The 23748-nt window shown below is 69.1% G+C and carries 24 protein-coding genes and 1 tRNA gene; 17 read left to right on the forward strand and 8 right to left on the reverse strand.

Features of this window, described 5'->3' with window-relative positions:
- Positions 1–627: tRNA-dihydrouridine synthase (locus K5880_RS05950; protein WP_297649808.1), on the reverse strand; the 627-nt coding region annotated here is incomplete at its 3' end.
- A 179-nt stretch (positions 628–806) separates the two neighbouring features.
- Between K5880_RS05950 and K5880_RS05955 the strand changes: the two genes are divergently transcribed.
- Positions 807–1289, forward strand: a complete 483-nt coding sequence (locus K5880_RS05955; RefSeq protein WP_297649809.1) for a YqaA family protein — start codon at positions 807–809, stop codon at positions 1287–1289.
- On the forward strand, positions 1286–2470 hold the full coding sequence (locus tag K5880_RS05960; RefSeq protein WP_297649811.1) for an MFS transporter: 1185 nt from the start codon (positions 1286–1288) through the stop codon (positions 2468–2470). The genes K5880_RS05955 and K5880_RS05960 overlap by 4 nt, the downstream gene beginning before the upstream one ends.
- On the opposite strand, the gene K5880_RS05965 is transcribed toward K5880_RS05960, so the two are convergent.
- Positions 2455–3213 (reverse strand): RNA pseudouridine synthase, encoded by a 759-nt coding sequence (locus K5880_RS05965; RefSeq protein WP_297649812.1) that lies wholly within the window; start codon positions 3211–3213, stop codon positions 2455–2457. The two genes, K5880_RS05960 and K5880_RS05965, sit on opposite strands and share 16 nt — an antisense overlap.
- Entirely contained in the window at positions 3213–4304 is a 1092-nt protein-coding gene (ychF, locus tag K5880_RS05970) for a redox-regulated ATPase YchF (RefSeq protein ID WP_297649813.1), read from the reverse strand. The genes K5880_RS05965 and ychF overlap by 1 nt, the downstream gene beginning before the upstream one ends.
- Positions 4305–4440: 136 nt before the next feature.
- On the opposite strand from ychF, the gene K5880_RS05975 reads away from it, so the two are divergent.
- Genes K5880_RS05975 through K5880_RS05985 form a run of 3 tightly spaced genes read left to right on the forward strand, consistent with a single transcriptional unit; the run spans position 4441 to position 7888 of the window.
- Positions 4441–4911 carry a (2Fe-2S)-binding protein gene (locus tag K5880_RS05975; RefSeq protein ID WP_297649814.1) on the forward strand — a complete coding sequence of 157 codons (471 nt, stop codon included), beginning with the start codon at positions 4441–4443 and terminating at the stop codon, positions 4909–4911.
- Positions 4908–6971 (forward strand): xanthine dehydrogenase family protein, encoded by a 2064-nt coding sequence (locus K5880_RS05980; RefSeq protein ID WP_297649815.1) that lies wholly within the window; start codon positions 4908–4910, stop codon positions 6969–6971. The genes K5880_RS05975 and K5880_RS05980 overlap by 4 nt, the downstream gene beginning before the upstream one ends.
- On the forward strand, positions 6968–7888 hold the full coding sequence (locus tag K5880_RS05985) for an AraC family transcriptional regulator (RefSeq protein WP_297649816.1): 921 nt from the start codon (positions 6968–6970) through the stop codon (positions 7886–7888). Before K5880_RS05980 ends, K5880_RS05985 begins: the two co-directional genes overlap by 4 nt.
- Before the next feature lie 24 nt (positions 7889–7912).
- Here K5880_RS05985 and K5880_RS05990 read toward each other — a convergent pair whose 3' ends face one another.
- The gene (locus K5880_RS05990) at positions 7913–8812 is read right to left on the reverse strand and encodes an MOSC N-terminal beta barrel domain-containing protein (RefSeq protein ID WP_297649817.1); all 900 of its coding nucleotides are present in this window, start codon (positions 8810–8812) and stop codon (positions 7913–7915) included.
- Between the two features lie 128 nt (positions 8813–8940).
- Between K5880_RS05990 and K5880_RS05995 the strand changes: the two genes are divergently transcribed.
- The 3 genes from K5880_RS05995 to K5880_RS06005 all read left to right on the forward strand — a co-directional run bounded on the left by K5880_RS05995 (position 8941) and on the right by K5880_RS06005 (position 12702).
- Positions 8941–10122, forward strand: a complete 1182-nt coding sequence (locus K5880_RS05995) for an FAD-dependent monooxygenase (RefSeq protein WP_297649818.1) — start codon at positions 8941–8943, stop codon at positions 10120–10122.
- A gap of 64 nt (positions 10123–10186) precedes the next feature.
- On the forward strand, positions 10187–10903 hold the full coding sequence (locus K5880_RS06000; RefSeq protein ID WP_297649819.1) for a DsbC family protein: 717 nt from the start codon (positions 10187–10189) through the stop codon (positions 10901–10903).
- Positions 10904–10932: 29 nt separating this feature from the next.
- Positions 10933–12702 carry a peptidase M61 gene (locus K5880_RS06005; RefSeq protein ID WP_297650293.1) on the forward strand — a complete coding sequence of 590 codons (1770 nt, stop codon included), beginning with the start codon at positions 10933–10935 and terminating at the stop codon, positions 12700–12702.
- Between the two features lie 15 nt (positions 12703–12717).
- On the opposite strand, the gene K5880_RS06010 is transcribed toward K5880_RS06005, so the two are convergent.
- From K5880_RS06010 to K5880_RS06025, 4 genes are all read right to left on the reverse strand, one after another.
- Entirely contained in the window at positions 12718–13239 is a 522-nt protein-coding gene (locus tag K5880_RS06010; RefSeq protein WP_297649820.1) for a hypothetical protein, read from the reverse strand.
- Positions 13240–13398: 159 nt separating this feature from the next.
- The gene (paaK, locus tag K5880_RS06015; protein ID WP_297649822.1) at positions 13399–14694 is read right to left on the reverse strand and encodes a phenylacetate--CoA ligase PaaK; all 1296 of its coding nucleotides are present in this window, start codon (positions 14692–14694) and stop codon (positions 13399–13401) included.
- Complete coding sequence (gene paaI / locus K5880_RS06020) at positions 14691–15134, reverse strand: hydroxyphenylacetyl-CoA thioesterase PaaI (RefSeq protein ID WP_297650295.1); 444 nt, start codon at positions 15132–15134, stop codon at positions 14691–14693. Before paaI ends, paaK begins: the two co-directional genes overlap by 4 nt.
- Positions 15134–15928: an enoyl-CoA hydratase-related protein gene (locus tag K5880_RS06025; RefSeq protein WP_297649824.1), complete on the reverse strand. Its 795-nt coding sequence runs from the start codon at positions 15926–15928 to the stop codon at positions 15134–15136. The genes paaI and K5880_RS06025 overlap by 1 nt, the downstream gene beginning before the upstream one ends.
- Before the next feature lie 141 nt (positions 15929–16069).
- On the opposite strand from K5880_RS06025, the gene K5880_RS06030 reads away from it, so the two are divergent.
- The 9 genes from K5880_RS06030 to K5880_RS06070 all read left to right on the forward strand — a co-directional run bounded on the left by K5880_RS06030 (position 16070) and on the right by K5880_RS06070 (position 23686).
- Entirely contained in the window at positions 16070–16858 is a 789-nt protein-coding gene (locus tag K5880_RS06030; protein ID WP_297649826.1) for an enoyl-CoA hydratase, read from the forward strand.
- Between the two features lie 37 nt (positions 16859–16895).
- Positions 16896–16972, forward strand: a tRNA-Met gene (locus K5880_RS06035).
- A 48-nt stretch (positions 16973–17020) separates the two neighbouring features.
- A complete protein-coding gene (locus K5880_RS06040) occupies positions 17021–17581 on the forward strand; it encodes a YaeQ family protein (protein WP_297649828.1) in 561 nt (186 codons plus the stop codon).
- Between the two features lie 22 nt (positions 17582–17603).
- A complete protein-coding gene (locus tag K5880_RS06045; protein WP_297649830.1) occupies positions 17604–18245 on the forward strand; it encodes a class I SAM-dependent methyltransferase in 642 nt (213 codons plus the stop codon).
- Between the two features lie 85 nt (positions 18246–18330).
- Positions 18331–18762: a hypothetical protein gene (locus tag K5880_RS06050; RefSeq protein ID WP_297649832.1), complete on the forward strand. Its 432-nt coding sequence runs from the start codon at positions 18331–18333 to the stop codon at positions 18760–18762.
- A 68-nt stretch (positions 18763–18830) separates the two neighbouring features.
- Positions 18831–20183 (forward strand): tRNA (N6-isopentenyl adenosine(37)-C2)-methylthiotransferase MiaB, encoded by a 1353-nt coding sequence (gene miaB / locus K5880_RS06055; RefSeq protein WP_297649834.1) that lies wholly within the window; start codon positions 18831–18833, stop codon positions 20181–20183.
- Positions 20180–21598: an ATP-binding protein gene (locus tag K5880_RS06060; protein WP_297649836.1), complete on the forward strand. Its 1419-nt coding sequence runs from the start codon at positions 20180–20182 to the stop codon at positions 21596–21598. Before miaB ends, K5880_RS06060 begins: the two co-directional genes overlap by 4 nt.
- Complete coding sequence (locus tag K5880_RS06065) at positions 21588–22283, forward strand: hypothetical protein (protein WP_297649838.1); 696 nt, start codon at positions 21588–21590, stop codon at positions 22281–22283. Before K5880_RS06060 ends, K5880_RS06065 begins: the two co-directional genes overlap by 11 nt.
- Positions 22280–23686, forward strand: coding sequence for a sigma 54-interacting transcriptional regulator (locus tag K5880_RS06070; RefSeq protein ID WP_297649840.1), 1407 nt, complete (start codon positions 22280–22282; stop codon positions 23684–23686). Before K5880_RS06065 ends, K5880_RS06070 begins: the two co-directional genes overlap by 4 nt.
- Positions 23687–23748 lie beyond the last annotated feature (62 nt).

A 23748-nucleotide genomic window follows, 5' to 3' on the forward strand; every position in this document is an offset into this window, starting at 1 on the left:
GGGGCTGTCGATGTCGCCGTTGGCCACCACCGGGATGCGCACGCGGCTCTTGATGTGGGCGACGGTATCGTGTTCGGCCTGGCCCTTGTAGCCCTGCTCGCGCGTGCGACCATGCACAGTCAGCATCTGCACGCCGGCGGCTTCGGCGGCCAGCGCCAGCGTGGGCGCGTTGCGCACATCGGCGCACCAGCCAGTGCGCATCTTGAGCGTCACGGGCACGCCATGCGGCTCGCACGCGGCCACCACTGCCTGCACGATGCCGATGGCGAGCGCCTCGTCCTGCATCAGCGCCGAGCCCGCCCACTTGTTGCAGACCTTCTTGGCCGGGCAGCCCATGTTGATGTCGATGATCTGCGCGCCGCGGTCGATGTTGTAGCGCGCGGCATCGGCCATCATCTGCGCGTCGGTACCGGCGATCTGCACCGCGATGGGCGCGGCCTCACCTTCGTGGTTGGCGCGGCGCGATGTCTTCAGGCTGTCGCGCAGGTCCGGGCGCGAAGTCACCATCTCGCTCACCGCGTAGCCTGCCCCGAGGCGTTTGCACAGCTTGCGGAACGGCCGGTCCGTCACCCCCGCCATGGGCGCGACGAACAGGGCATTGGGCAAGGTGAAAGCCCCAAGTTGCATGGCGGTGGGAGAATCGGTGTCGAGCGGTTGGACTGCCACGACCCCGGCAAACGCGGGGCGCGAAGGAGAGCGATTGTATCTGCCTGTTTTTTCAGCAGACGATATGCCACCGTTCTTCGCCCGTGCTTCCACCCACCACCCTGACACGCCGGCCACCGGCACCGTGCCCTTCCACGCCCATGCCCGACTGGTCGACGCATCTCCTGCAACTGCTGGCCCTGCCCGAATACGGCCTGAGCACGGTGTTCGTCGTGGCCTTCGTCTCGGCCACACTGCTGCCCATGGGCTCGGAGCCGGCGGTGTTCGGCCTGATCAAGCTCAACCCTGAACTCTTCTGGCCCGCCATCCTCGTGGCCACGGCCGGCAACACGCTGGGTGGCGCGGTGAGCTGGGCCATGGGCCTGGGCACGCACAAGGTCGTGGACCGCGCGCGCGGCAGCGCCACCGAGTTGCGCGCGCTGCGCTGGCTGGAACGCTTCGGCCCCCGGGCCTGCCTGCTGGCCTGGTTGCCGGTGGTGGGCGACCCGCTGTGCGCCGTGGCCGGGTGGATGCGGTTTCCTTTCTGGCCCTGCGTGGCCTATATGGCCCTCGGCAAGTTCGCCCGCTACGTCACCATGACGGCGGCGCTGCTGTGGTTCTTCCCCGGCACACTGCACCCATGAACACCACAAGCTCCACGCTGCCGCGCGCCCTCTGGGCGCTGATGGTCGGCAATTTCGTGATCGGCACCGGTGTGATGGTGGTGCCCGGCACGCTCAACGACATCAGCGTTTCGCTGGGCGTGTCGATCCCGCAGGCCGGCCAGCTCATCACTGCCGCGGCCATCCTCATGGGGCTGGGCGCGCCGGTGTTTGCCAGCCTGGTCGCCGGCTGGGACCGCCGGCGTCTGCTCGCCATCTCGCTGATCTGGTACGGCGTGCTCACCGCGGCCTGCGCGATCGCGCCGAACTACGCGGCCTTGCTGCCGCTTCGCGTGCTGGCGGTGATCGCGCCGGCCGTGTTCACGCCGCAGGCCGCAGCCAGCGTGGGCCTGCTGGTGGGCCCGGCGCAGCGCGGACGCGCCATCACCTTCGTGTTCCTCGGCTGGTCGGTGGCGTCGGTGATGGGCATGCCACTGTCGGCGTGGATCAGCGGTGAGTTGGGCTGGCGCTGGGCCTTCGGTCTCGTGGCCGCGATGTCCTTCGCCAGCGGCGCCTGGGTCTGGCGCGAGATGCCCGACGGCATCAAGCCCGCGGCGCTCTCACGCGAGGCCTGGGGCCGCACCATCGGCTCCGCAACGCTGATGATGGCCGTGGGCGTGACCCTGCTCTCGGCCTTCGGCCAGTTCACGCTGTTCTCGTATTTCGCGCCCTATTTCGCGCAGACGCTGGGTGCGGGAGGCGCAGCGCTGTCCCTGATGTTCCTGTGGTTCGGGGTCTTCGGCCTCGCGGGCAACATGGCCGTGACGCGCTTCATCGACCGCATCGGCGCGCCCATGGCGGTGCTCGTCACCCTGGGGGCCATGGCCTTGAGCCTGCTGCTCTGGCCGCTCGGACGCCATGGCTTCTGGGCCCAGGCGCTGGTCATCGTTCCATGGGCGCTGGGCTGCTTCTCGTGCAACTCGGCGCAGCAGGCGCGGCTGGTGCAAGTGTCACCCGCGCTGGCACCGGCCACCGTGGCCCTCAACACCTCGGCCATGTACGGCGGACAGGCGCTGGGTGCCGCCCTGGGTGGTGTGATGATCGCGCAGGGCCGCATGCTGGATCTGCACGAGGTGGGTCTGGTGGTGATGCTGGCCGCGATGGCATTGAGCGTGTGGGCCGCGCGCTTGCATGCGGGCCCGCTGTATCAGAAGCGCTCGTAGGGCAGCAGGTAGCGCCACTCGCCCACCGGCAGGCCGGCCAGGGAAATACGACCGAGACGCAGGCGGCGCAAGGCGGTGAGTTGCAGGCCGGCGCGCTCACACAGGTGCGCCACCTGGCCCGGCCGGTTGCCCTTGATGGCCAGGCGCAGACGCAGTTCGCTCTGCCAGCTGGCGCGCGCCGAGGGCACGGCCCAGCCGTCAAAGAACAGCGCCTGACCCAATGACCTGAGCACCGCCTCGCGCCGGGCCTCGTCTTCCAGATCGGGATCGGCCGCCACTTCGGCCAGCCATTCGTGTTCCAGCTGGCCGGCGTCGTCGGTCATCTTGCGCGCCACGCCCGGGTTCTGGGTGAACACCATCAGGCCGCTGGCCTTGGTGCCCAGCGGCGCCACCGGCAGCAGCTTGTGCCGGTGCGCCTTGAGCGGACGCACGCCCGAGCGATCCCCCTTGAAGCGGTTGGCGTTGGTGAACCACCTGGCGGCCAGCGCGTCCGGCAGCAGCGGCTCGTCGGGCAGCACCCGGGTGGCCGGCTTGTGCCAGAGCAGCGTCATGGACGCCAGCGGCTCCAGCCTGGCCTTGGGGTCCAGCAGCACCGTCTGGTCGTCGCGCACCCGTTCCATGGGCTCTTCCACGACCACGCCATCCACCCGCACCCAGCCACCGGCAATGTAGTTTTCGGCGTCGCTGCGCGAGCATGGCAGTTGCGCCGCCAGGCGTTTGGCCAGGCGCTGGGGTTCGCCCATCAGCTGCTGAACAGGAAGTTCATCACGTCGCCGTCCTTGACAACGTAGTCCTTGCCTTCGGCGCGCATCTTGCCGGCGTCTTTCGCGCCCTGCTCGCCCTTGAAGGCGATGTAGTCGTCGAAGCCGATGGTCTGGGCGCGGATGTAGCCCTTCTCGAAATCGGTGTGGATCACGCCAGCGGCCTGCGGGCCGGTGTCCCCGACGTGGATGGTCCAGGCGCGCACTTCCTTCACGCCGGCGGTGAAATAGGTCTGCAGGCCGAGCAGCTGGTAGGCCGCGCGGATCAGGCGGTTCAGGCCGGGTTCGTCCTGGCCGAGTTCCTTGAGGAATTCGAGCCGGTCGGCGTCGTCCATCTCGGAGAGTTCGGCCTCGATCTTGGCGCAGATCGCCACCACGGGCGCGTTCTGCTTCGCCGCAAACTCCTGGAGGCGATCGAGCAGCGGGTTGTTCTCGAAGCCGTCTTCGGACACGTTGGCCACGAACATCGCGGGCTTGGCGGTGATCAGGAAAAACTGCTTGAGCTGGGCGAGTTCTTCCTTGCTGAAGTCGATGGTGCGCACCGGCTGGGTGTTGTTGAGCGCAGCCTGGCACTTCTCCAGAATGGCCACCTGCTTGATGGACTCCTTGTCGCCCGAACGTGCGGTCTTGCTCACGCGGTGCAGCGCCTTCTCCACCGCAGCCAGATCGGCCAGGCAGAGCTCGGTGAGGATGACCTCGATGTCGGCGATCGGATCGACCTTGTTGGCCACATGGATCACGTTGTCGTCTTCGAAGCAGCGCACCACGTTGACGATGGCATCGGTCTCGCGGATGTGCGCCAGGAACTTGTTGCCCAGGCCCTCACCGGTGCTGGCACCGGCCACCAGACCGGCGATGTCCACGAACTCCACGATGGCCGGCACGACCCGCTCGGGCTTGACGATCTCGGCGAGTTGCTGCAGGCGCGGATCGGGCACCTCCACCACGCCGGTGTTGGGCTCGATCGTGCAGAAGGGGTAGTTTTCGGCCGCGATGCCGGCCTTGGTCAGCGCGTTGAAAAGGGTGGACTTGCCGACGTTGGGCAGGCCCACGATGCCGCATTGGAGACTCATGGAATACCTCGAAAAACAGCCGTCAAGTGTATGCGATGCCTGTTTTTCGCCAGGGGATGCGAGGTGGCGCGAATCTTCAAGACGGTCGCGCCGATCGCGGCGAAAGTGCGCCATCGCCACCCGACGGAGAACCACCATGAACCTTCTCGTGAACCGCCAGCGCTTCCCCATCCCTCCCGACTGGCAGGACGAAACCCTGCTCGCCGTCCTGCGCGAACACCTGGGCCTGAGCGGCACGAAGTTCGGCTGTGGGGCAGGCCAGTGCGGCGCCTGCACCGTGCTGATCGACGGCCATGCACAACGCAGCTGCCTGCTGCCGGCGCGCGCGGTCGGCCAGCAGGCGGTCGAGACCATAGAGGGCCTGGCCGGTGCCGATGGCCGGTTGCATCCGGTGCAACAGGCCTGGCTGGACGAGCGCGTGCCGCAGTGCGGCTACTGCCAGGCGGGCCAGATCATGGCCACCGTGGCGCTGCTGCGCCAGGACCCGGCACCTGGCGCGGCGCGGATCGACGAAGCGCTGGCCGGCAACCTCTGCCGCTGCGGCACGCAGCAGCGCATCCGCGCCGGCGTGCAGCGCGCGGCGGCGCTGCAAAGGGGGCAGGCATGAAGCGACGCGCCTTCCTTCAAACCAGCGCTGTGCTGGGCGTGAGCTTCGTCGCGGGGTGCAGCCTGCCCGTGATTCCCAAGCGGCCTGCGGCGCAGTACGAGGACGCGCTGGGCTGGATCCGCCGCAGCCAGGGGCGCTACGAGTTGCTGCTGCCGCGCGTGGAAATGGGCCAGAACATCACCACCGCGCTCAAGCAGGTCGCCTGCGCCGAACTCGGCATCGACTGGAACGACCTTACCGTGCGCCTGCCGCACACCGGCGAGATGGCCCGCGTGCGGGCCACCGTGGGCAGCGAATCGGTGAAGGACTTCGCCGTGCCGCTGGCCCAGGCCTGCGCCACGCTGCGCGACGCGCTCGCTGCCGGCCACACCGAAGGCGATCGCCAGGCCGAACCGCGGCCCCTGTCCGAGCTGCGTGCCTTCCAGCCCGGCGCGCGCCACGTCGGCCGCGCCGCGCCCCTCGAACAGGCGCGCGCCATCGTCACCGGCGCGCCGGTCTTCGTGGCCGACATGCGCCTGCCGGGCATGCTGTTCGGGCGCGTGCTGCACGCGCCCGTGTCACCCGAGCAGGCATCGACGCTGGCGTCGATCGACGAGGACGCCGCGCGGCAGGTGCCTGGCTGGGTCGCGACCGTGCGCGACGAGCGCCTGCGCCTCGGACAGAGCGAGGGCCTGGGCATCGTGGCGCGCACGCCGGGCGCGCTCGACCGCATCGAGGCCGCGCTCGACGCGCGCTGGCATTCGCAAGGCGGCTTCGCCCAGGCCGACATCGACCACGCGGTGGACGTCGACCGCCACCTGGCCGGCGATGGCTTCAGGTACACGGTGCACGACGGTGCCGTCGACAGGGAGGGTGCCTGGGACGTGGACCTGCGCATCGACGTGCCACTGGCTGCGCACGCGCCGATCCAGCCGCGCGCGGCCGTGGCCGCGTTCGACGACCAGGGCGGGCTGGACCTCTGGGTCGGCTCGCAGGACGTGTACTACCAGCGCGACGTGGTTCGCAAACACCTCGGACTGGACGAGACGCAGGTGAGGGTGCACGGCCACCGCGTGGGCGGTGCCTTCGGCGGCAGGACGCTCTGCACCGTCGAACTGGAGGCCGCCGTGCTGGCCCGGGCGGTGCGCCAGCCGGTGAAGCTGCAGTGGACGCGCGCACAAGAGCTTCGCCAGGGTTTCCACCGCCCACCGTCGAGCCACCGCATCCGCGCACGCCTGCGCGACGGCCGGCTCGAACAGTGGTGGCACGTGTTCGCCAGCAGCCACATCCTCTTCACGAACGCCGGCCTGCCGGTCTGGATGCAGCGCATCACCGACTTCGTCGGCGACGCCGGTGTGGCGCGCGGCGCGCAGCTGCCCTACCGCTGCGACCGCAAGCGCGCCGAATTCGCGCTGCGCCGCCTGCCGGTGTTCACCGGGCCCTGGCGCGGCCTGGGCGCGGGACCGAACGGCCTGGCCATGGAGTCCGCCATCGACGAATGCGCGCGCCACGCCGGTGCCGACCCGGTGGCCTTCCGCCTGCAGCACGCCGAAGACCCCCGGCTGGCACGCGTGCTGCGCGCGGTGGCGGACCGCGCCGGCGCGCAGGTTGCTGCACCTGCCTGCCTGCGGCGCGGGCGCGGTGTGGCCTGCGGCATCTACAAGCAGGGCAGCTACGCCGCCGTGGTGGCCGAGGTCGACGTGGCGCCGAACGGTGTGCCACGCGTGACCCGCCTGGTCTGCGCGCACGACTGCGGCACCGTGATCAACCCCGACCAGGTGCGCGCGCAGTGCGAAGGCAACCTGGTCTGGGGCCTGGGCATGGCCCTGAGCGACCGGCTCGACGTGGCCCACGCGCGCATTGCCGCGGGCAGTTTTGCCGAAGCGCCGATACCATCGCTGGACCGGGTTCCGCCGCTGGAGGTGGTGCTGGTGGACGAGGGTGGCGCGCCCTCGGGTGCGGGTGAAACCGCCATCGTGGCCGCGGCCGCCGCCATCGCCAACGCCGTGCGCGACGCCACCGGCGTGCGCATCCAGCGCTTCCCGATCGACCCCACCGAGCTCAAGGCACAGCCCGCATGAACGACTTCGCTTCCGCCGCCATGCTCAGGGTCGTGCGCGCCGGCCTGCGCATGCAGGGACTGGCCGACGACGGCCCGCCGCCGGCGCAGCAGGCCCATGTGCCGCTGGCGGACAAGCGCGCCTGGCTGGACCGGCTCTGGCAGGCGCATGGCGCGGACGTGGTCGTGCGCCTGGGCGAGGCGGTGCACGGCATGGACGAAGAGCCCTTGCTGCTGGCCCTGTCGCCGGCGCGCGACCCGGCCGACCTGCTGCAGCGCTGGCAGCGTCTGGAGCGTTTCGTGCACTCGCGCCACCGCATGCGGGTCGGCCAGCCCGAGCCCGGCCTGCTGCGCATCCAGCACGTCTCGCTCGACCCCGCGCGGCCGCCCGCACCGGTCGAAGACCTGCTGGTGTTCGGCCTGCTGGTGGCGCTGTGCGAGCGCCTGGACATGCCCGGCGTGCAGGCCCGTCCCGCCGGCCTCGCAGGCTGGAGTCGCCAGCAGCGCGCCTGGCACCCCCACGCCTGGCCGGACGACGTGTCGAGCTGGGAGCTGCGCTGGCAGCCGCAGCCGCAGCACACCCTGGCCGACACCGGGCAGGCCGACGCCGACCGCTGGATTGCGCAGCTGCGGGCCCACCTGGCCAGCGACCCGGGACGCGGCTGGACGGTGGACCTGCTGGCACGGGAGGTCGGAGCCTCTGCGCGCACGCTGCAGCGGCAGCTCGCGCACCGCGGACTGAGCTTCACGCAACTGCTGTCGGCCGCGCGGCTCACGGGTGCGGCCCGGCTGCTCACGACCGGTGCCATGTCCACGGCCGAGGTGGGCTACGTGTGCGGCTTCGCCGACCAGGCCCACTTCACGCGCCAGTTCAAGCGCCACACGGCCATGACGCCAGCCCTGTACCGCAGCGAGTTCGCCCAGGCCACGCGCCACTGAGCCCGGGCGTGCCCGCGCGGTTCTTCAGTCGAACTGCCAGTCCGCCGACACCGCCTGCCCCAGGCGCAGCATCTGCCCGTCGCCTTCGAGCACGATGGCGTTCATGCCGAAGGTGATGGCACCGTTCAGCCGCGGGTCCTGGCGGTAGGCCTGCAGCGCATCGCTCACCTCGGGACTGGAGGCCGCGGTGGCCGGATCGATGTTGGGGATCGGGCAGCGCCCGCAGGGCTTGACGGGCTCGATGCGCGCGCCGGCCTCGGTGGCGATGTGCATGGCGCCGACGCGGTCCTCATCATGTGCTTCCACGCCGTCGAGCACGATGTTGGGCCGGAAGCGCTCCATGCCCACGGGCCCATGACCCGCCGCCACCAGGCGCTCGTTGAGCCCCGCTAGCGACGCGGTGCTGGTCACCAGCAGGCTGAAGCCGTCGGCGAACTGCGTGGTGGCCTCGCGCCCGCCGGTCCACTTCGGGCTGCTCACGCGCCGCACCTCGGGGTCGAAGCGCGCCAGGCGCAGGCGCTTGAGGTGCGCCGGTGCGTCCGGCCCGAGGAAATCGCTGAACCACTGCGCCGCGATGTCGCCCATGTCGCAGGCCATCACTTCGTCGTCCCACACCCGCACCTTCAGCGGCCCTTCGGCGGCGTCCAGCGCCAGGTGCAGCGCGAGCATGCCGGGCGCGCGCAGCACGAGCTGGCCCATCCTGAACGCGGGCTGGATCAGCGCCATGCGCGGCAGCTCGCGCTGGGTCACGAATTCGCCCTCGGCGTCCACCACCATCCAGGCGCGGTCGTACAGCAGGCCGGTGTCGGTCAGCTCGGCCTCGGTCAGCGCGATGCCGGCGCAGGACTTGACCGGATAGACCCAGAGCTGGGCGATGGTGGCCTGCACGTCGGCGGGGGTGGTGGGGCGGCTGTCTGCGTTCATGGTCGGGCGTGGTCGGTGGCGCGCCGTCCAGCGGGGCGCCGTGCGCGGCTGTCGGGCAAAGTCGGCAATGCAGGCGAGGGCATCGCCCGGCGAAGGCCCGGATTGTGCCCTGCTCCTAAAATCCCCGCATGAACGCCCCCAGCCCCCGAACTGCCTCCACCCGGCGCTTTGACGTCGTCATCCGCGGGGCCGGTGTGGTGGGACAGACCCTGGCCCTGCTGCTGGCGCGCGACCGTCTGCGCGTGGCCCTGGTGGGCGCACCCCGCGCCACCGCCCTCGATACGCCCGATGTGCGCGCCTACGCGATCAACGCGGCTTCGCGCGATCTGCTGCGTTCGGTGCGCGCCTGGCCCGAATCGGGTCCCCAGGACGACACGCGCGCGACGCCCGTCACGCCGGTGAGCGCCATGCAGGTCTGGGGCGACGATGGCGGCGAGCTGCAGTTCTCGGCCGACGACCAGGGCACCGACGCACTGACCTGGATCGTCGACGTGCCGGCACTGGAACAGCGACTGGCCGACGCGATCAGCTTCCAGGCCGGCATCGAGTGTCTGGACGAGACAGCGCCAACCACCGCCGCCCTTACCGTGGTCTGCGAAGGCAAGCGCAGCCGCACGCGCGAGGAACTCGGGCTGGAGTTCGAGGTGCAGCCCTACCCTCACAAGGCCGTGGCCGCGCGGCTGCGCTGCGATCAGCCGCACGGCGGCATTGCCCGGCAGTGGTTCACCCAGGGCGAGGTCATGGCGCTGCTGCCGCTGGGCGGGGCCCAGGGGAACTCCGTCGCGCTCGTCTGGTCTGTTCCTTCACAGCAGGCCGACACCTGGCTGCAAGCCGATCCCACCATCTTCACCCAGGCGCTGCAGGCACGCTGCGCGCAAGCCCTGGGCCACATGCACATGGAAAGCCCTGCCCAGGCCTGGCCTCTGGAACACTCGCGCGCCCAGCGCTGGATCACCCGCACCGCCCGCGGCGGCGTGGCGCTGGCCGGCGACGCGGCGCACACCCTGCACCCTCTGGCCGGCCAGGGCCTCAACGTCGGCCTGGCCGACGTGGCCGAGCTGGCGCGCGTGCTGCGGGAACGCGAGTACTGGCGAGACCTGGGCGACCTCAAACTGCTGCGCCGCTACGAGCGCGCGCGCGCCGCCGAGGTGGGCGCCATGGGCTGGGTCACCGACGGCCTGTTCGGCCTGTTCGCCCACACCGATTCGCGCGTGCAGGCGCTGCGCAACTGGGGCCTCAACGGCTTCGACCGCAGCGGACCGATCAAGCACTGGATCGCGCGACAGGCCATGGGCCAGTCGGTCGCCTGAGCAACGCAGGCGCACGCACCCACTTTCCCCCGACGACCCCGAACGCCACCCGATGGCCCCCACGATGAAACTGATCAAAACCCTCCTGCTGGCGGTGCTCGCCACCCTGACGCTGACCACCGCCTTCGCGCAGGATGCGACCATCCGCAAGAACCTGGCCGAGCGCCTGCCCAACCTGCCGCCGATCGACGAAATCAGCAAGACGCCCATGCCCGGCGTGTTCGAGGTGCGTTTCAACCAGACCGAGATCTTCTACACCGACGCCGAAGGCAACTACGTGCTGCAAGGTTCGATGATCGACACCAAGGCGCGCGTGGACCTGACCGAGCAGCGCCTGGACAAGCTCACGGCGATCGCGTTCAAGGACCTGCCGCTCAAGGACGCCTTCACCATCGTGCGCGGCAACGGCAAGCGCAAGATGGCTGTGTTCGAAGACCCCAATTGCGGCTACTGCAAGCGCTTCGAACGCGACCTGATGCAGATCGACAACGTGACCGTGCATGTCTTCCTCTACCCCATCCTGAGCGCGGACTCGGGCGAGAAGTCCCGCCACATCTGGTGCGCCCGGGACAAGGGCAAGGCCTTCCTGGACTGGATGGTGCGCGACGTGACGCCGCCAGCGGCCACCTGTGACGCCTCGGCCGTGGCGCGCAACTTCGAGTTCGGCAAGAAGGCGCGCATCACCGGCACGCCAACCATCTTCTTTGCCGACGGCTCGCGCGTGCCTGGCGCCATTGGCGCCGACCGCATCGAAAAAATGCTCGCCAGCGCCAAGCCTTGAGCCCGCGTCGCGCTCCCTCCTCCGCCGGCGTGCGCTACACCGTCTCGGTGCGGGACGCGCACGCCCACCTGTTCGAGATCACGCTGCGGGTGGCCCAGCCCGCGAAGAACCAGCGGCTGAGCCTGCCGGTGTGGATACCGGGCAGCTACCTGGTGCGCGAGTTCTCGCAGCACCTGCAACAGCTGCGCGCATGGCAGAACGACCAGCCGGTGCCCCTGAAGCAGCTCGACAAGCACCGCTGGCAGGCGCAAGCCGAGGCCGGCGTACCCCTGGAACTGCGCTATCAGGTCTATGCCTTCGACGCCTCGGTGCGCACCGCCTTCCTTGATGCATCGCGCGGCTTTTTCAATGCGACCAGCCTGTGCCTGCGGGTGCTCGGTCAGGAAGACGTGGCGCATGCACTGGAGATCGCGACCAGCTCGGCGACCGCGGGCTGGCAGGTCGCCACGGGCCTGACGCCGCAGAAGGTGGATGGTGCCGGATTCGGCCACTACTTCGCCGAGAGCTACGACGAACTTGCCGACTGCCCGGTGGAGATGGGCCGCTTCTGGAGCGCAGGCTTCACCGCCGGTGGTGTCGAGCACCGCTTCGTCGTCAGTGGCGCGGGCGACTGGCTGGACGGCGAGCGCCTGATCGAGGACACGCGCAGGATCTGCGAGACGCAGATCGCCTTCTGGCACGGCAAACAACCGCCGCCTTTCTCGCGCTACGTCTTCATGCTGCATGCGAGCGCCGACGGCTACGGCGGTCTGGAGCACCGCAACTCCACCGCGCTGATCTGCCAGCGTGCCGACCTGCCGCGCCCACCGGCACCGGGCGACAAGCCCGTGGCCCTGAAAGCCACCGACGGATACACCACGCTGCTGGGCCTGATCAGCCACGAGTACTTCCACACCTGGAACGTCAAGCGCCTGCGCCCGGCCGAGTTCGCGCGCTACGACTACGACACCGAGAACCACACCGGACTGCTGTGGTTCTTCGAAGGCTTCACCAGCTACTACGACGACCTGATGCTGCGCCGCGCCGGCCTGATCGACGACGCGGCCTACCTGCAGCTGGTGACCAAGACCATCAACCAGGTGCAGCAGACACCGGGCCGTCTGGTGCAGACCGTGGCCGAGGCCAGCTTCGACGCCTGGGTGAAGTACTACCGCGTCAACGAGAACACGCCCAACGCCACCGTGAGCTACTACACCAAGGGCGCGCTGGTGGCCCTGTGCCTGGACCTGACCCTGCGCGCCGAGGGTCACAGCTCGCTCGATGCGGTGATGCGCGAACTCTGGCAGCGCTGCGAGGGTGGACCGATGCGCGAGACCGACCTGCTGCGCGCGCTCAAACGCCTGGGCCGACGCAGCTACGAGGGCGAGATCGCAGCCTGGGTGCACAGCACCGATGAACTGCCGCTGTCGTCTCTGCTGCAGGACCAGGGGGTGAAGGTGACGCACGACAAGGCACCGCTGGCGCAGCAGCTGGGCCTGCGGGTGAGCGAGGCCAACGGCGTGCTGCAGCTCAAAACGGTGCTGCGCGGTGGCGCGGCCGAGGCCGCGGGCATGGCCGCGGGCGACGAATGGCTGGGCGTGGAGTTCGCTTCTCCGGCACCCGGTACAGCGCCCGAGGCCTGGCGCATCCACAAGCTCGACGAGATCCCGGCACTGCGTGCGCAAAGGGCGCAGCTCACCGCCCTGATGTCGCGCGACAGACGCCTCGTGCGCTGTGCGCTGAACTGGCCCACCACATCGCATGCGGTGCGGCTCGCCGTGGAAGACGCTTCGCACCTGGCCACCTGGCTGGCGGCCTGACACGGCCGCAACGGATCAGACTTTCGGCAGGCGCGCGACGAGCTCGTCGTCGAAACGCTGCACCGTGGCCAAATTCTTGAAGTTCTTCAGACCGTCCCGGATGCGCGGGAGGGCGATCTGCAGGTCGACCGGTGTCTTGCAGGCCTCGACGCGCAGGGCCAGCGGCTCGCCCATGGGGCCCAGCTGGTCGTTGATGAAGCGCACCACCAGGCGGCGCGCCTCGCTGAAGGGCAAGGTCGGAACGGGCGCTGGCTCCTGGGCAGCCGGCGTCAGCGAAGCCAGATCGGCGGGCACGGTGACCTGTTGCTGCGGGTCACTCACCGCAGGGGCTGCGCCGCCTTCCATGGCGTGCAACACCGGATGCCCCGCGGCATCCACCTGGGCGATCCATCCCGCCGAGGCGAGCTGATCCAGCAGCGGCGCGGCCAGGCCGTCGCCCCCCAGCAGCTTGTCCAGATCGGCCACCGAGCGCTTGCCGTCGATCATGATCAGCAGCGAGCGCAGGCGTGGCCCCAGTTCCGGCGGACGGGAGCTCAAGGCATCTCGGCCCTGGTCCGTCTTGGCAAACAATGTGTTTCTGTCCATGGCATCCCAAACGTTGCCGAAATGTACGGCGCGAGAAGGACGATGCCAAGCGGGTAGACCCCGCAGAGCACCCGATTTGTGCGCAGGCTGTCACACAGGGGGCAGTCGCGTTCAGGACTTTCTCAGGTCGACCACCCGCTTCGCCTTGCCCTGGCTGCGTTCGACACCGCCCTCGGGCTTGAGCTGCACGTCCACGCTGCTGCCGATGAACACCTTGATGTCATGCTGCAGCAGGCGCGCCGCGCTGCGCGCTTCCTCACTGTCGGGCGCGAGTCCGGCGCGGGTCTCCACCACCACCATCAGGTCGTCCATCGGCCCCTTGCGCGTGAGCACGCACTGGTAGTGGGCGCTGAGTTCGGCGCGCTTGAGGATGAGCTCCTCGATCTGCGTGGGGAACACGTTGACACCGCGCACGATCATCATGTCGTCGCTGCGGCCCGTGATCTTTTCCATGCGGCGCATGGTGCGCGCCGTGCCGGGCAGCAGGCGCGTGAGGTCGCGCGTGCGGTAGCGGATGATGGGCAACGCCTCCTTGGTCAGACTGGTGAACACCAGCTCGCCCAGTTCGCCATCGGGCAGCGGCTCGCCGGTCTCGGGGTGAATGATCTCGGGGAAGAAATGGTCCTCCCAGATCGTCGGTCCGTCCTTGGTCTCGACGCATTCGTTGGCCACACCCGGGCCCATCACCTCCGACAGGCCGTAGATGTCGACCGCGTCAATGCCCATGCGCGCCTCGATCGCCACCCGCATGTCGTTCGTCCATGGCTCGGCGCCAAAAATGCCGATGCGCAGGCTGCTTTCGCGCGGGTCCAGACCCAGGCGCTCGAACTCGTCGGCAATCGCCAGCATATAGCTGGGCGTGACCATGATGATGTCAGGCCGGAAATCCTGCATCAGCTGCACCTGGCGCTCGGTCTGGCCGCCGCCGAAAGGCACCACCGTCAGGCCGAGTTTCTCGGCGCCATAGTGCGCGCCCAGACCACCCGTGAACAGGCCGTAGCCGTAGCTCACGTGCACGAGGTCGCCGGGGCGCGCGCCGCTGGCGCGGATGCTGCGCGCCACCACCGTGGCCCAGGTGTCGATGTCCTTCAAGGTGTAGCCGACCACCGTGGGCTTGCCCGTGGTGCCGCTGCTGGCGTGGATGCGCGCGCACCGCTCCCGCGGCACAGCGAACATGCCGAACGGGTAGCTGTCGCGCAGGTCCTTCTTGGTCGTGAAGGGAAATTTCGCCAGATCGGCAAGGCTGCGGCAGTCGTCCGGGTGCACGCCGGCGGCGTCGAACTTGGTGCGGTACACAGGTGAGTTCGCGTAGGCGTGGCGCAGCGTGCCCTGCAGCCGCTTGAGCTGCAGCGCGCGCAATTCATCGAGGCTCGCCTTCTCGATCGGTTCCAGTGGAAAGGTCTTCATGATGTCTTGTCGTCCTCGGGAAACACGGTGCCGGCAATGGTGGCGCTCTTGCCCCGGAACAGGGCCACGACCTCGCCGCGCTGGTTGCTCACGCGCATGTCGTAGATGCCGTGGCGCCCCGACAGCGTCTGCTCCAGGCCCTCGCAGGTGAGCACGTCACCTGCGTGCGCAGGCCGCAGGAACTCGATGCTGCAGCCCGCGGCCACGGTGTTGCGGTTGTGGCTGTTGCAGGCGAATGCGAAAGTGGAATCGGCCAGCGTGAAGATGAAGCCACCGTGGCAGATCTGGTGGCCGTTGAGGTGCAGTGGGCGCACCGCCATGCGCATCACCGCGCGGCCCGGCTCGCAGGCCAGCAACTCCATGCCCATGGTGTCCTTGCTCGCGGTGTCGACCGCGAACATCGTCTCGCCGACCTTTTTTGCCTTGTCCTGCGGGCTCATCATGCGCCCTTGAACCGGGCCGGGCGCTTCTCGCGAAATGCCATCACACCTTCGATGTAGTCGTGCGTGCGGCCCAGTGCCGACTGGGTGTCGCGCTCGACATCGAGGTGTTCGTCGAGCGAGCGCGTGGCCGCGTCGCGCAGCAGCGCGCGCGTGGCCACCAGCGCCTTCGTGGGCATCATGGCCAGGCGTTCGGCCAGCGCGAGCGCGGCGCCCACGCAATCGTCGGTCACGTCCCACACCATGCCCCACTCCTTCGCCTGCGCGGCAGGCAGCTTGTCGCCCGTCATGGCCAGCGCCATGGCGCGCGCCAGCCCCAGGCGTTCAACCAGAAACCAGCTGCCGCCAGCATCGGGCACCAGGCCGATCTTGCTGAACGCCTGGATGAAGCTCGCACCGGAGGCGGCGATGGCGATGTCGCAGGTCATGGCCAGCGAAGCGCCTGCGCCCGCGGCCACGCCGTTCACTGCTGCGATCGTGGGCATGCGCAGGCTCTGCAGCCGGCGCACGGTGGGGTTGAAGGCCTGGTCAATCACCGGGCCCGGGTCGGCGCGTTGCACCAGATCAGGCCCGGGCTCGAAGTCGAACTCGGCCAGGTCGGCGCCGGCACAGAAGCCGCGTCCCGCGCCGGTGATGACCAGGGCGCGCACCGACGGGTTGGCCTCGGCCTGGTCCAGCGCGGCCCAGAGCTCGCGGTGCATCTGGCGCGTGAAGCTGTTGAGGGCGTCGGGGCGGTTGAGCGTGACCAGGGCCACGGCCCCGCGCTCTTCATACACCACAGTGGCTGTGCTCATGCTTGGCTTGTCTCCATGTTGTCGTTGCTGGGTCTGGCCGCAATTTACCATTAACCAACCAATCGGTCGGCTAATTTTTGCCACAAGTGCCTGCCCGATATAGTGAGGGACTTTCCATCGACCGCAGCCTGAGGAGACTTCATGACCACCGCCACCCCACCCGAATGCATCACCGTGCGCACCGAAGGCCGCGTGGGCATCGTCACGCTCAACCGCCCCAAGCAGCTCAACGCGCTCAACAACCAGTTGATGGACGAACTGGGCGCCGCGCTCAAGGCCTTCGACGCGGACGACAGCATCGGCTGCATGATCGTCACCGGCAGCGAGAAGGCCTTTGCCGCAGGCGCCGACATCGGCGCGATGGCGACCTACACCTTCGCCGATGTCTACAAGGGCGACTACATCACGCGCAACTGGGAGACCATCCGCAGCGTGCGCAAACCGGTGATCGCAGCGGTGAGCGGCTTCGCCCTGGGCGGCGGCTGCGAACTCGCCATGATGTGCGACTTCATCATCGCGGCCGACAACGCGAAGTTCGGCCAGCCCGAGATCAAGCTCGGCATCATCCCCGGCGCGGGTGGCACGCAGCGCCTGCCGCGCGCGGTGGGCAAGGCCAAGACCATGGACATGGTGCTCACCAGCCGCATGATGGACGCGGTGGAGGCCGAGCGCGCCGGCCTGGTCAGCCGCGTGGTGCCTCTGGACAAGCTGATGGACGAGGCCCTGGGCGCCGCGCTGGTCATCTGTGGTCTCTCGCTGCCCAGTGTGATGGCGGCCAAGGAAGCGGTGAACCGCTCGTTCGAAGGCACGCTCTCCGACGGCGTGATGTTCGAGCGCCGTCTGTTCCACGCCCTGTTCGCCACAGCCGACCAGAAGGAAGGCATGGACGCCTTCGTGAACAAGCGCAAGCCGGTGTTCCAGCACGGCTGAGCGCCCTTCAAAAGCTCGCTATAATGCGCGCTTCGCTGGCGATATAGCTCAGTTGGTTAGAGCGCAGCATTCATAATGCTGATGTCGGTGGTTCAAGTCCACCTATCGCCACCAGCATTTCAGGAAGCGGGTTCCGGCAACGGAGCCCGCTTTTTTCATTTCATGGCCCTCAAGTCCACCATCTTCAAGGCGAATCTGCAGATCGCCGACATCGACCACGGTTACTACGCCGACCACGCGCTCACCCTGGCTCGCCACCCCAGCGAGACCGACGAGCGCATGATGGTGCGTCTGGTGGCGCTGGCGATCCACGCGCACGAACTGCAGGACACCTGCCGGGGTGACGGCACGCTGGCTTTCGGCGCCGGCCTGTCCGATCCGGACGACCCGGACGTCTCGCTGACCGACTTCACCGGCCGCAAGCGCCTGTGGATCGAGGTGGGACAGCCCGAGGACAAGCCGCTGGCCAAAGCGTGCAGCAAGGCCGACGCGGTGGTGGTCTACGCCTTCGGCAGCGCGGCCGATGTGTGGTGGCGCGGCATCGAGGGCAAGCTCTCGCGGCTCGACCGGCTGCAGGCCTGGCGCCTGCCGACCGAGGTGGCACCGGCGCTGGCCCAGTTGGCCGAGCGCAGCATGCAGCTGCAGGCCACAGTGCAGGAAAGCGCGCTCACCCTCTCCAGCGACCGCGGCAGCGTGCACATCGAGCCGCTGCGCTGGAAATAAGTCCACGGCACCGAACCGCGCCATGCGCTGCCCGGTCTGCGAAGGCCCCGAAGGCCGGCCGTTCCAGGTCATCGATGGCCGCGCCTATGGCCGCTGCGGGTGCTGCGAGGCCACCTTTCTCCTGCCCGAACACTGGCCCACTCCCGAGGCCGAGCGCGCCGAGTACGCGCTGCACCGCAATGCGTCCGACGACGCGGGCTACCGTGGCTTCCTGCAGACGGTGGTCGCCCCGCTGCTGCAACGCCTGCCGCCCGCGCAACACGGTCTCGACTACGGCTGCGGCCCCGGCCCTGTCCTGGCCTCGATGCTGCGCGAGGCCGGTCACACGGTCGCGCTGTACGACCCGGTCTACCAGCGGGACCCCACTCCGCTGACCGGCAGCTATCACTTCGTCACCTGCACCGAGGTGGCCGAACACTTCCACCGCCCGGCAGACGAATTCCGGCGGCTGGATGCGCTGCTCAGGCCCGGCGGCTGGCTGGCGCTCATGACCTGCTTCCAGACCGACGACGCGCGCTTCGCGCAGTGGCACTACCGGCGCGATCCGACCCATGTCGTGTTCTACCGCGAGGCCACGCTGCGCTGGCTCGCACGGCACCATGGCTGGCGCTGCGAGGTGCCGTGTGCCAATGTGGCACTGATGCAAAAGTCCGTCACCGGCTGACAGGCCGCTCGCGGTGCCCGTGAGACAATCGGCCCGGTGCGCACACGGGTGCCACGCCCTTTCCCACAGCCTCTGGACACATACCATGAACCGCTGCACAACTTCCACGCCATCCCGAGCCCGCAAGACCGCCGCCACCCTGTCGGCCATGCTCTGCCTGGGCTTCTTCAGCGCAGGCACCGCCCAGGCGCAAGCCGTGCAGCGCAACTTCCCCGACAAGGCCCTGCGCGGCGAGATGGTGGTGGTGCAGCCGCCGCTCGTGGCCATGGACGACCGGCCCACACGCCTGTCGCCGGGCGCCCGCATTCTTGACACCAGCAACCGCCTCGTGCGCTCGGCCACGCTGGTCAACAAGGAACTGGTGGTGAACTACACCATGGACCACCGAGGCCAGGTCCACCAGGTGTGGATCCTGACCGAGGCCGAGGCGAAGGAAAAGCGCCCCGGCTATGGCACGCAGCGCAACTTCACCTTCGAGTCGCAGCAGGCCACCCCGGCCGCCACCACCTCCAACTGACGGCTGCCGCGCGCGGCCTGCACCACGGCCCTCCGGCCGGCGGCGTCCGTTCCCTCATTGGAATCGCCATGAGCAAAAAAGTCTTCATCAAAACCTTCGGCTGCCAGATGAACGAGTACGACTCGGACAAGATGGCCGACGTACTGGGCGCTGCCCAGGGCTATGTTCCGACGCAGGACGTGGAGGAGGCCGATCTGATCCTGTTCAACACCTGCTCGGTGCGCGAGAAGGCGCAGGAGAAGGTGTTCAGTGACCTCGGCCGCGTGCGGCACCTGAAGGAAAAAGGCGTGCTGATCGGCGTGGGTGGCTGCGTGGCCAGCCAGGAAGGTGCGGACATCATCAAGCGCGCGCCCTATGTCGATGTGGTGTTCGGCCCGCAGACACTGCACCGCCTGCCCGAGATGCTGAACCAGCGCGCGCTGCAGGCGCTGCCGCAAGTCGACATCAGCTTTCCCGAGATCGAGAAGTTCGATCACCTGCCACCGGCCAGGGTAGACGGGGCCTCGGCCTTCGTCAGCATCATGGAAGGCTGTTCCAAGTACTGCAGCTACTGCGTCGTGCCCTACACCCGGGGCGAGGAAGTGAGCCGCCCGTTCGACGACGTGCTGGTGGAGGTAGCGGGCCTGGCCGACCAGGGCGTGAAGGAAGTGACCCTGCTGGGCCAGAACGTCAACGCCTACCGCGGCGCCATGGGCGAGACCAGCGAGATCGCCGACTTCGCGCTGCTGCTGGAGTACGTGGCCGACATTCCCGGCATCGAGCGCATCCGCTACACCACCAGCCACCCCAACGAATTCACGCCGCGGCTGATCGAGGCCTACGCGAAAATCCCGCAGCTCGTGAACCACCTGCACCTGCCGGTGCAGCACGGCAGCGACCGCATCCTCATGGCGATGAAGCGCGGCTACACCGCCATGGAATACAAGAGCACGGTGCGCAAGCTGCGCGCGATCCGCCCGGACCTCTCCCTCAGCAGCGACTTCATCGTCGGCTTCCCCGGCGAGACAGACGCCGACTTCGACAGGATGATGAAGCTGATCCACGACGTCGGCTTCGACGCCAGCTTCAGCTTCATCTTCAGTCCGCGCCCGGGCACACCGGCGGCCAACCTTGCCGACGACACGCCGCACGCCGTGAAGCTCCAGCGCCTGCAGCATCTGCAGGCCGTGGTCGAGGACAACGTGCGCCGCATCAGCGCGTCGTGCGAGGGCACCGTGCAGCGCATCCTGGTGGAAGGCCGTTCGCGCAAGAGCGCCGACGAGTTCATGGGCCGCACCGAATGCAACCGCATCGTCAACTTCGACGGTGGCCCGCAGGCCGCGCGCCTGGTGGGGCAGATGATCGATGTGCGCATCACCGAGGCCAGGCCCCATTCCCTGCGCGGCGCGGTGCTGGTGCGCGAAGAAGCCGCGCCAGTGTGAAACCGCTGCGCTTCTCGTTCCAGCAGCTGCTGCTGGTCGCGTTCCTGCTGATCGGCGCGCTGCTCGGCGCGGCCGCGCTGCGCGCCCTCTTCTCGCTCGAGTCCCTGATGGCGCAAAGCCGTGAGAGCGCGGCCCAGGCGATCGCGCTTTCGACCGCGGCGCAGTCGCTCTCCGAACGCAGCCTGACCATGGAGCGCGCGGCGCGCCAGTCGCTGGTGCTGCGCGACAGCCAGCTGCGCCGGCGCTTCGACGAGGCATCGGGCAACGCCCGCGACATCCTGCGCCGGCTTGAGGACAACGAGCTGCCGCCCGAATACGCCACCCACTGGCGCCAGCAGCTCGACGTCATCACCGAGCTGCTCGATGGCCCGCCCGAGACCGCGCTGGACCGCGAACGCGACGTGGCGCGCGCCTTTCGCGAGATCGACGGCCACAGTGCCTCGATCGCGCAGAAGGTGCAATCCATCATCGGCGCGCGCAACGACGCGCTGCAGGCCCGCTTCGAAACCAGCCGCCAGCAGCTCACGCAGCAGGTGGTGGGCTCGATCGGCATCGCCGCCGTGCTCGCGCTGGCTTTCGGCATCTGGCTGGCGCGGCCGTTCAAGCGGCTGGAGAAAGCCATCCAGGGACTGGGCGAAAACCGGCTCGACCTGCCCATCGACATTCCTGGTCCGAGCGACGTGCGGCGCGTGAGTCAGCAACTGGACTGGCTGCGCCAGCGCCTGACCGAGCTCGACGCCGACAAGGCGCGCTTCCTGCGCCACATCTCGCACGAACTCAAGACGCCACTGGCCTCGCTGCACGAAGGCGTGGCGGTGCTGGGCGACGGCGTGGCCGGCGCGCTCAACCCGAACCAGGCCGAGGTGGTGCACATCCTGCAGCACAACACGCAGTTGCTGCAGCACCAGATCGAGGCGCTGCTGCGCTTCAACGCCGCCGCCTTCGAGGCGCGCCAGCTCCGGCGCGAGCGCACCGACCTGCTGGCCCTCATCGAAGATCAGGTCGACAGCCAGCGCCTGCGCTGGCAGGCCCAGGCCCTGACGGTGCGCGTCGAGGGTGAGCCGGTCACGCTGCCGCTGGACCGCGAGAAGATCGCCTCGGCCGTGGGCAATCTGCTGTCCAACGCGATCCGCTTCTCGCCGCACGGCGGCCACATCCGGCTGGTGCTGCACGACCTGCCAGGGCACGCCTGCATCGACATCGTTGATCAGGGCCCGGGCGTGGCCGACGTGGACCGCGACCGCATCTTCGAACCGTTCTACCGCGGCGAACGGCAGCCCCAGGGCGCGGTGCGTGGCAGCGGCATCGGTCTGTCCATCGTGCACGAGTACATTCTGGCCCACGGCGGCCGCATCACCCTGCTGCCCCAGCGCCAGGGCGCCCACTTCCGCATCGACCTTCCCCATGCCAACTGATCTTCTCCGGCCTTGCCATCCCACCCGCCTGGCCCGCGCCGGCCACGGCACCTGCGCCGCCCTGCTGAGCTTCTGGCTGGCCGCATGCGGCACCGCGCCCACCGCAACGGCCTACGAAGGCGCCACACCAATGGTGGCTGCTGATGTGTCGCCGGCACCGCCTCCACCGGCGGTCACGCCGGTGCCGGTACAGCCGTCCCCCGCAGACCCGCCCGTGGTGCTGGATGCGCGCACCCCACCCGTGCCCGACGTGCTCACCGCCCTGCTCACCTACGCCGAACGGCTGCGCGCGCTCAGCAGCACCGAGCTCGCCGCCGAAATCGTCGTACAGGGCGACCCGGGCAACGTGCCCCTGCGCCAGATGCAGCTCGCGCTGGCGCTGGCGCAGACGCACGCACCGGTGGACACGGCGCGCGCGCTAGGGCTGGCGCAGCGCGTGGTCGCCCACCCGGGGCCCGAGAGCGTGCCGCTCAAGCCGCTGGCACGGCTGCTTGCCAACCGTCTGGCGAACCAGCGCCGGCTCGAGGACGCGGCAGAGCGCCAGGCCCAGCAACTGCGCGACGCGCAACGCCGCATCGAACAACTCAGCGACCGGCTCGAGGCCATGCGCGCGATCGAGCGCAGCCTCACCACCCGCCCGCCTGTCACCTCCCCCAACGGCGGCGCACGCCCCACGCCACCATGACCACCACCGCGCCGCGCGCACGCCTGCTGGTCGTCGACGACGACGCCGACATGCTGCGCCTGCTGGCCATGCGGCTGGGCTCGGCGGGCTACCAGGTCACCTCGGTCGGTTCGGCCGAAGCCGCGCTGGCGCAGCTCGACATCGAGCGCCCGCAGCTGGTGCTCTCAGACGTGCGCCTGCCCGGGCGCGACGGCCTCGCGCTGTTCGACGAGATCCGCGTGCGCCATCCCTCGCTGCCGGTGATCCTGCTCACCGCGCACGGCACCATCCCCGACGCGGTGGAGGCCACGGCGCGCGGTGTGTTCACCTACCTCACCAAACCCTATGACGCGAAGGAGCTGCTCGAGAAGATCGCGCAGGCGCTGGCCCTGAGCGCCCCGACGAGCCAGAGCAGCCATGTCGACGAGGCCTGGCGCAGCGAGATCGTGAGCCGCTCCAACCGCATGGCCGACCTGCTGGCCGAGGCGCGCATGGTCGCGCAGTCCGACGCCAGCGTGCTGCTGCGCGGCGACTCCGGCACCGGCAAGGAGATGCTGGCGCGCGCCATCCACAAGGCCAGCGCGCGCGCGAAGCGGCCTTTCATCGCGGTCAACTGCGGCGCGATCCCCGAGGCCCTGCTGGAGTCCGAGCTCTTCGGCCACATGAAGGGCGCATTCACCGACGCCGTGGCCAACCACAAAGGCCTGTTCCAGGCCGCCGACGGCGGCACCTTGCTGCTGGACGAAATCGGTGACATGCCGCCCGCGTTGCAGGTCAAGCTGCTGCGCGTGCTCCAGGAGCGCGCGGTGCGCCCGCTGGGATCGAGCCAGTCGCTGCCGGTGGACGTGCGCATCGTCTCGGCCACCCACCGCAACCTGGAAGCGGCCATGGCCGAGGGCCAGTTCCGCGAGGACCTGTACTACCGGCTCAACGTCGTCACGCTGACCCTGCCCACCCTGGCCGAGCGGCGCGAGGACATCGCCCTGCTGGCCAACCACTTTCTCGCCCGCCTGGCCGCCAAGTACGGCAAGCGCAGCTCGGGCTTCGCGCCCGAGGCGCTGAAGGCGCTGACGATGTCGGCCTGGCCCGGCAATGTGCGCCAGCTCTACAACGTGGTCGAGCAGGTCTGTGCGCTCTCGACCACGCCGCTGGTTTCGCTCGCGCTGGTGCAGCGCGCGCTGCGCACGCCCTCAGTGGAGGTGCTGAGCTTTGCCGACGCCAAGCAGCGCTTCGAGCGCGCCTACCTGGTCGACCTGCTCAAGATGACCGACGGCAACGCCGCCGACGCGGCCCGCCTGGCCCAGCGCAACCGCACGGAGTTCTATCGCCTGCTGCAGAAACACGCGCTCACGCCGGGCCTCTTCAAAAGCGATGCCGCACCCGGAGCCTCCGACGCCGGGGGCGACGCTGTCGCCGAAGAGTGACAACGCAACATCCTTGTTTTTGCTGGGATTTTTCCAGCGCGTCGCAGGGCCTGTCGCCATCC

Source organism: Hydrogenophaga sp. (assembly GCF_025699295.1).
In the GTDB taxonomy this organism is placed as follows: domain Bacteria; phylum Pseudomonadota; class Gammaproteobacteria; order Burkholderiales; family Burkholderiaceae_C; genus Hydrogenophaga.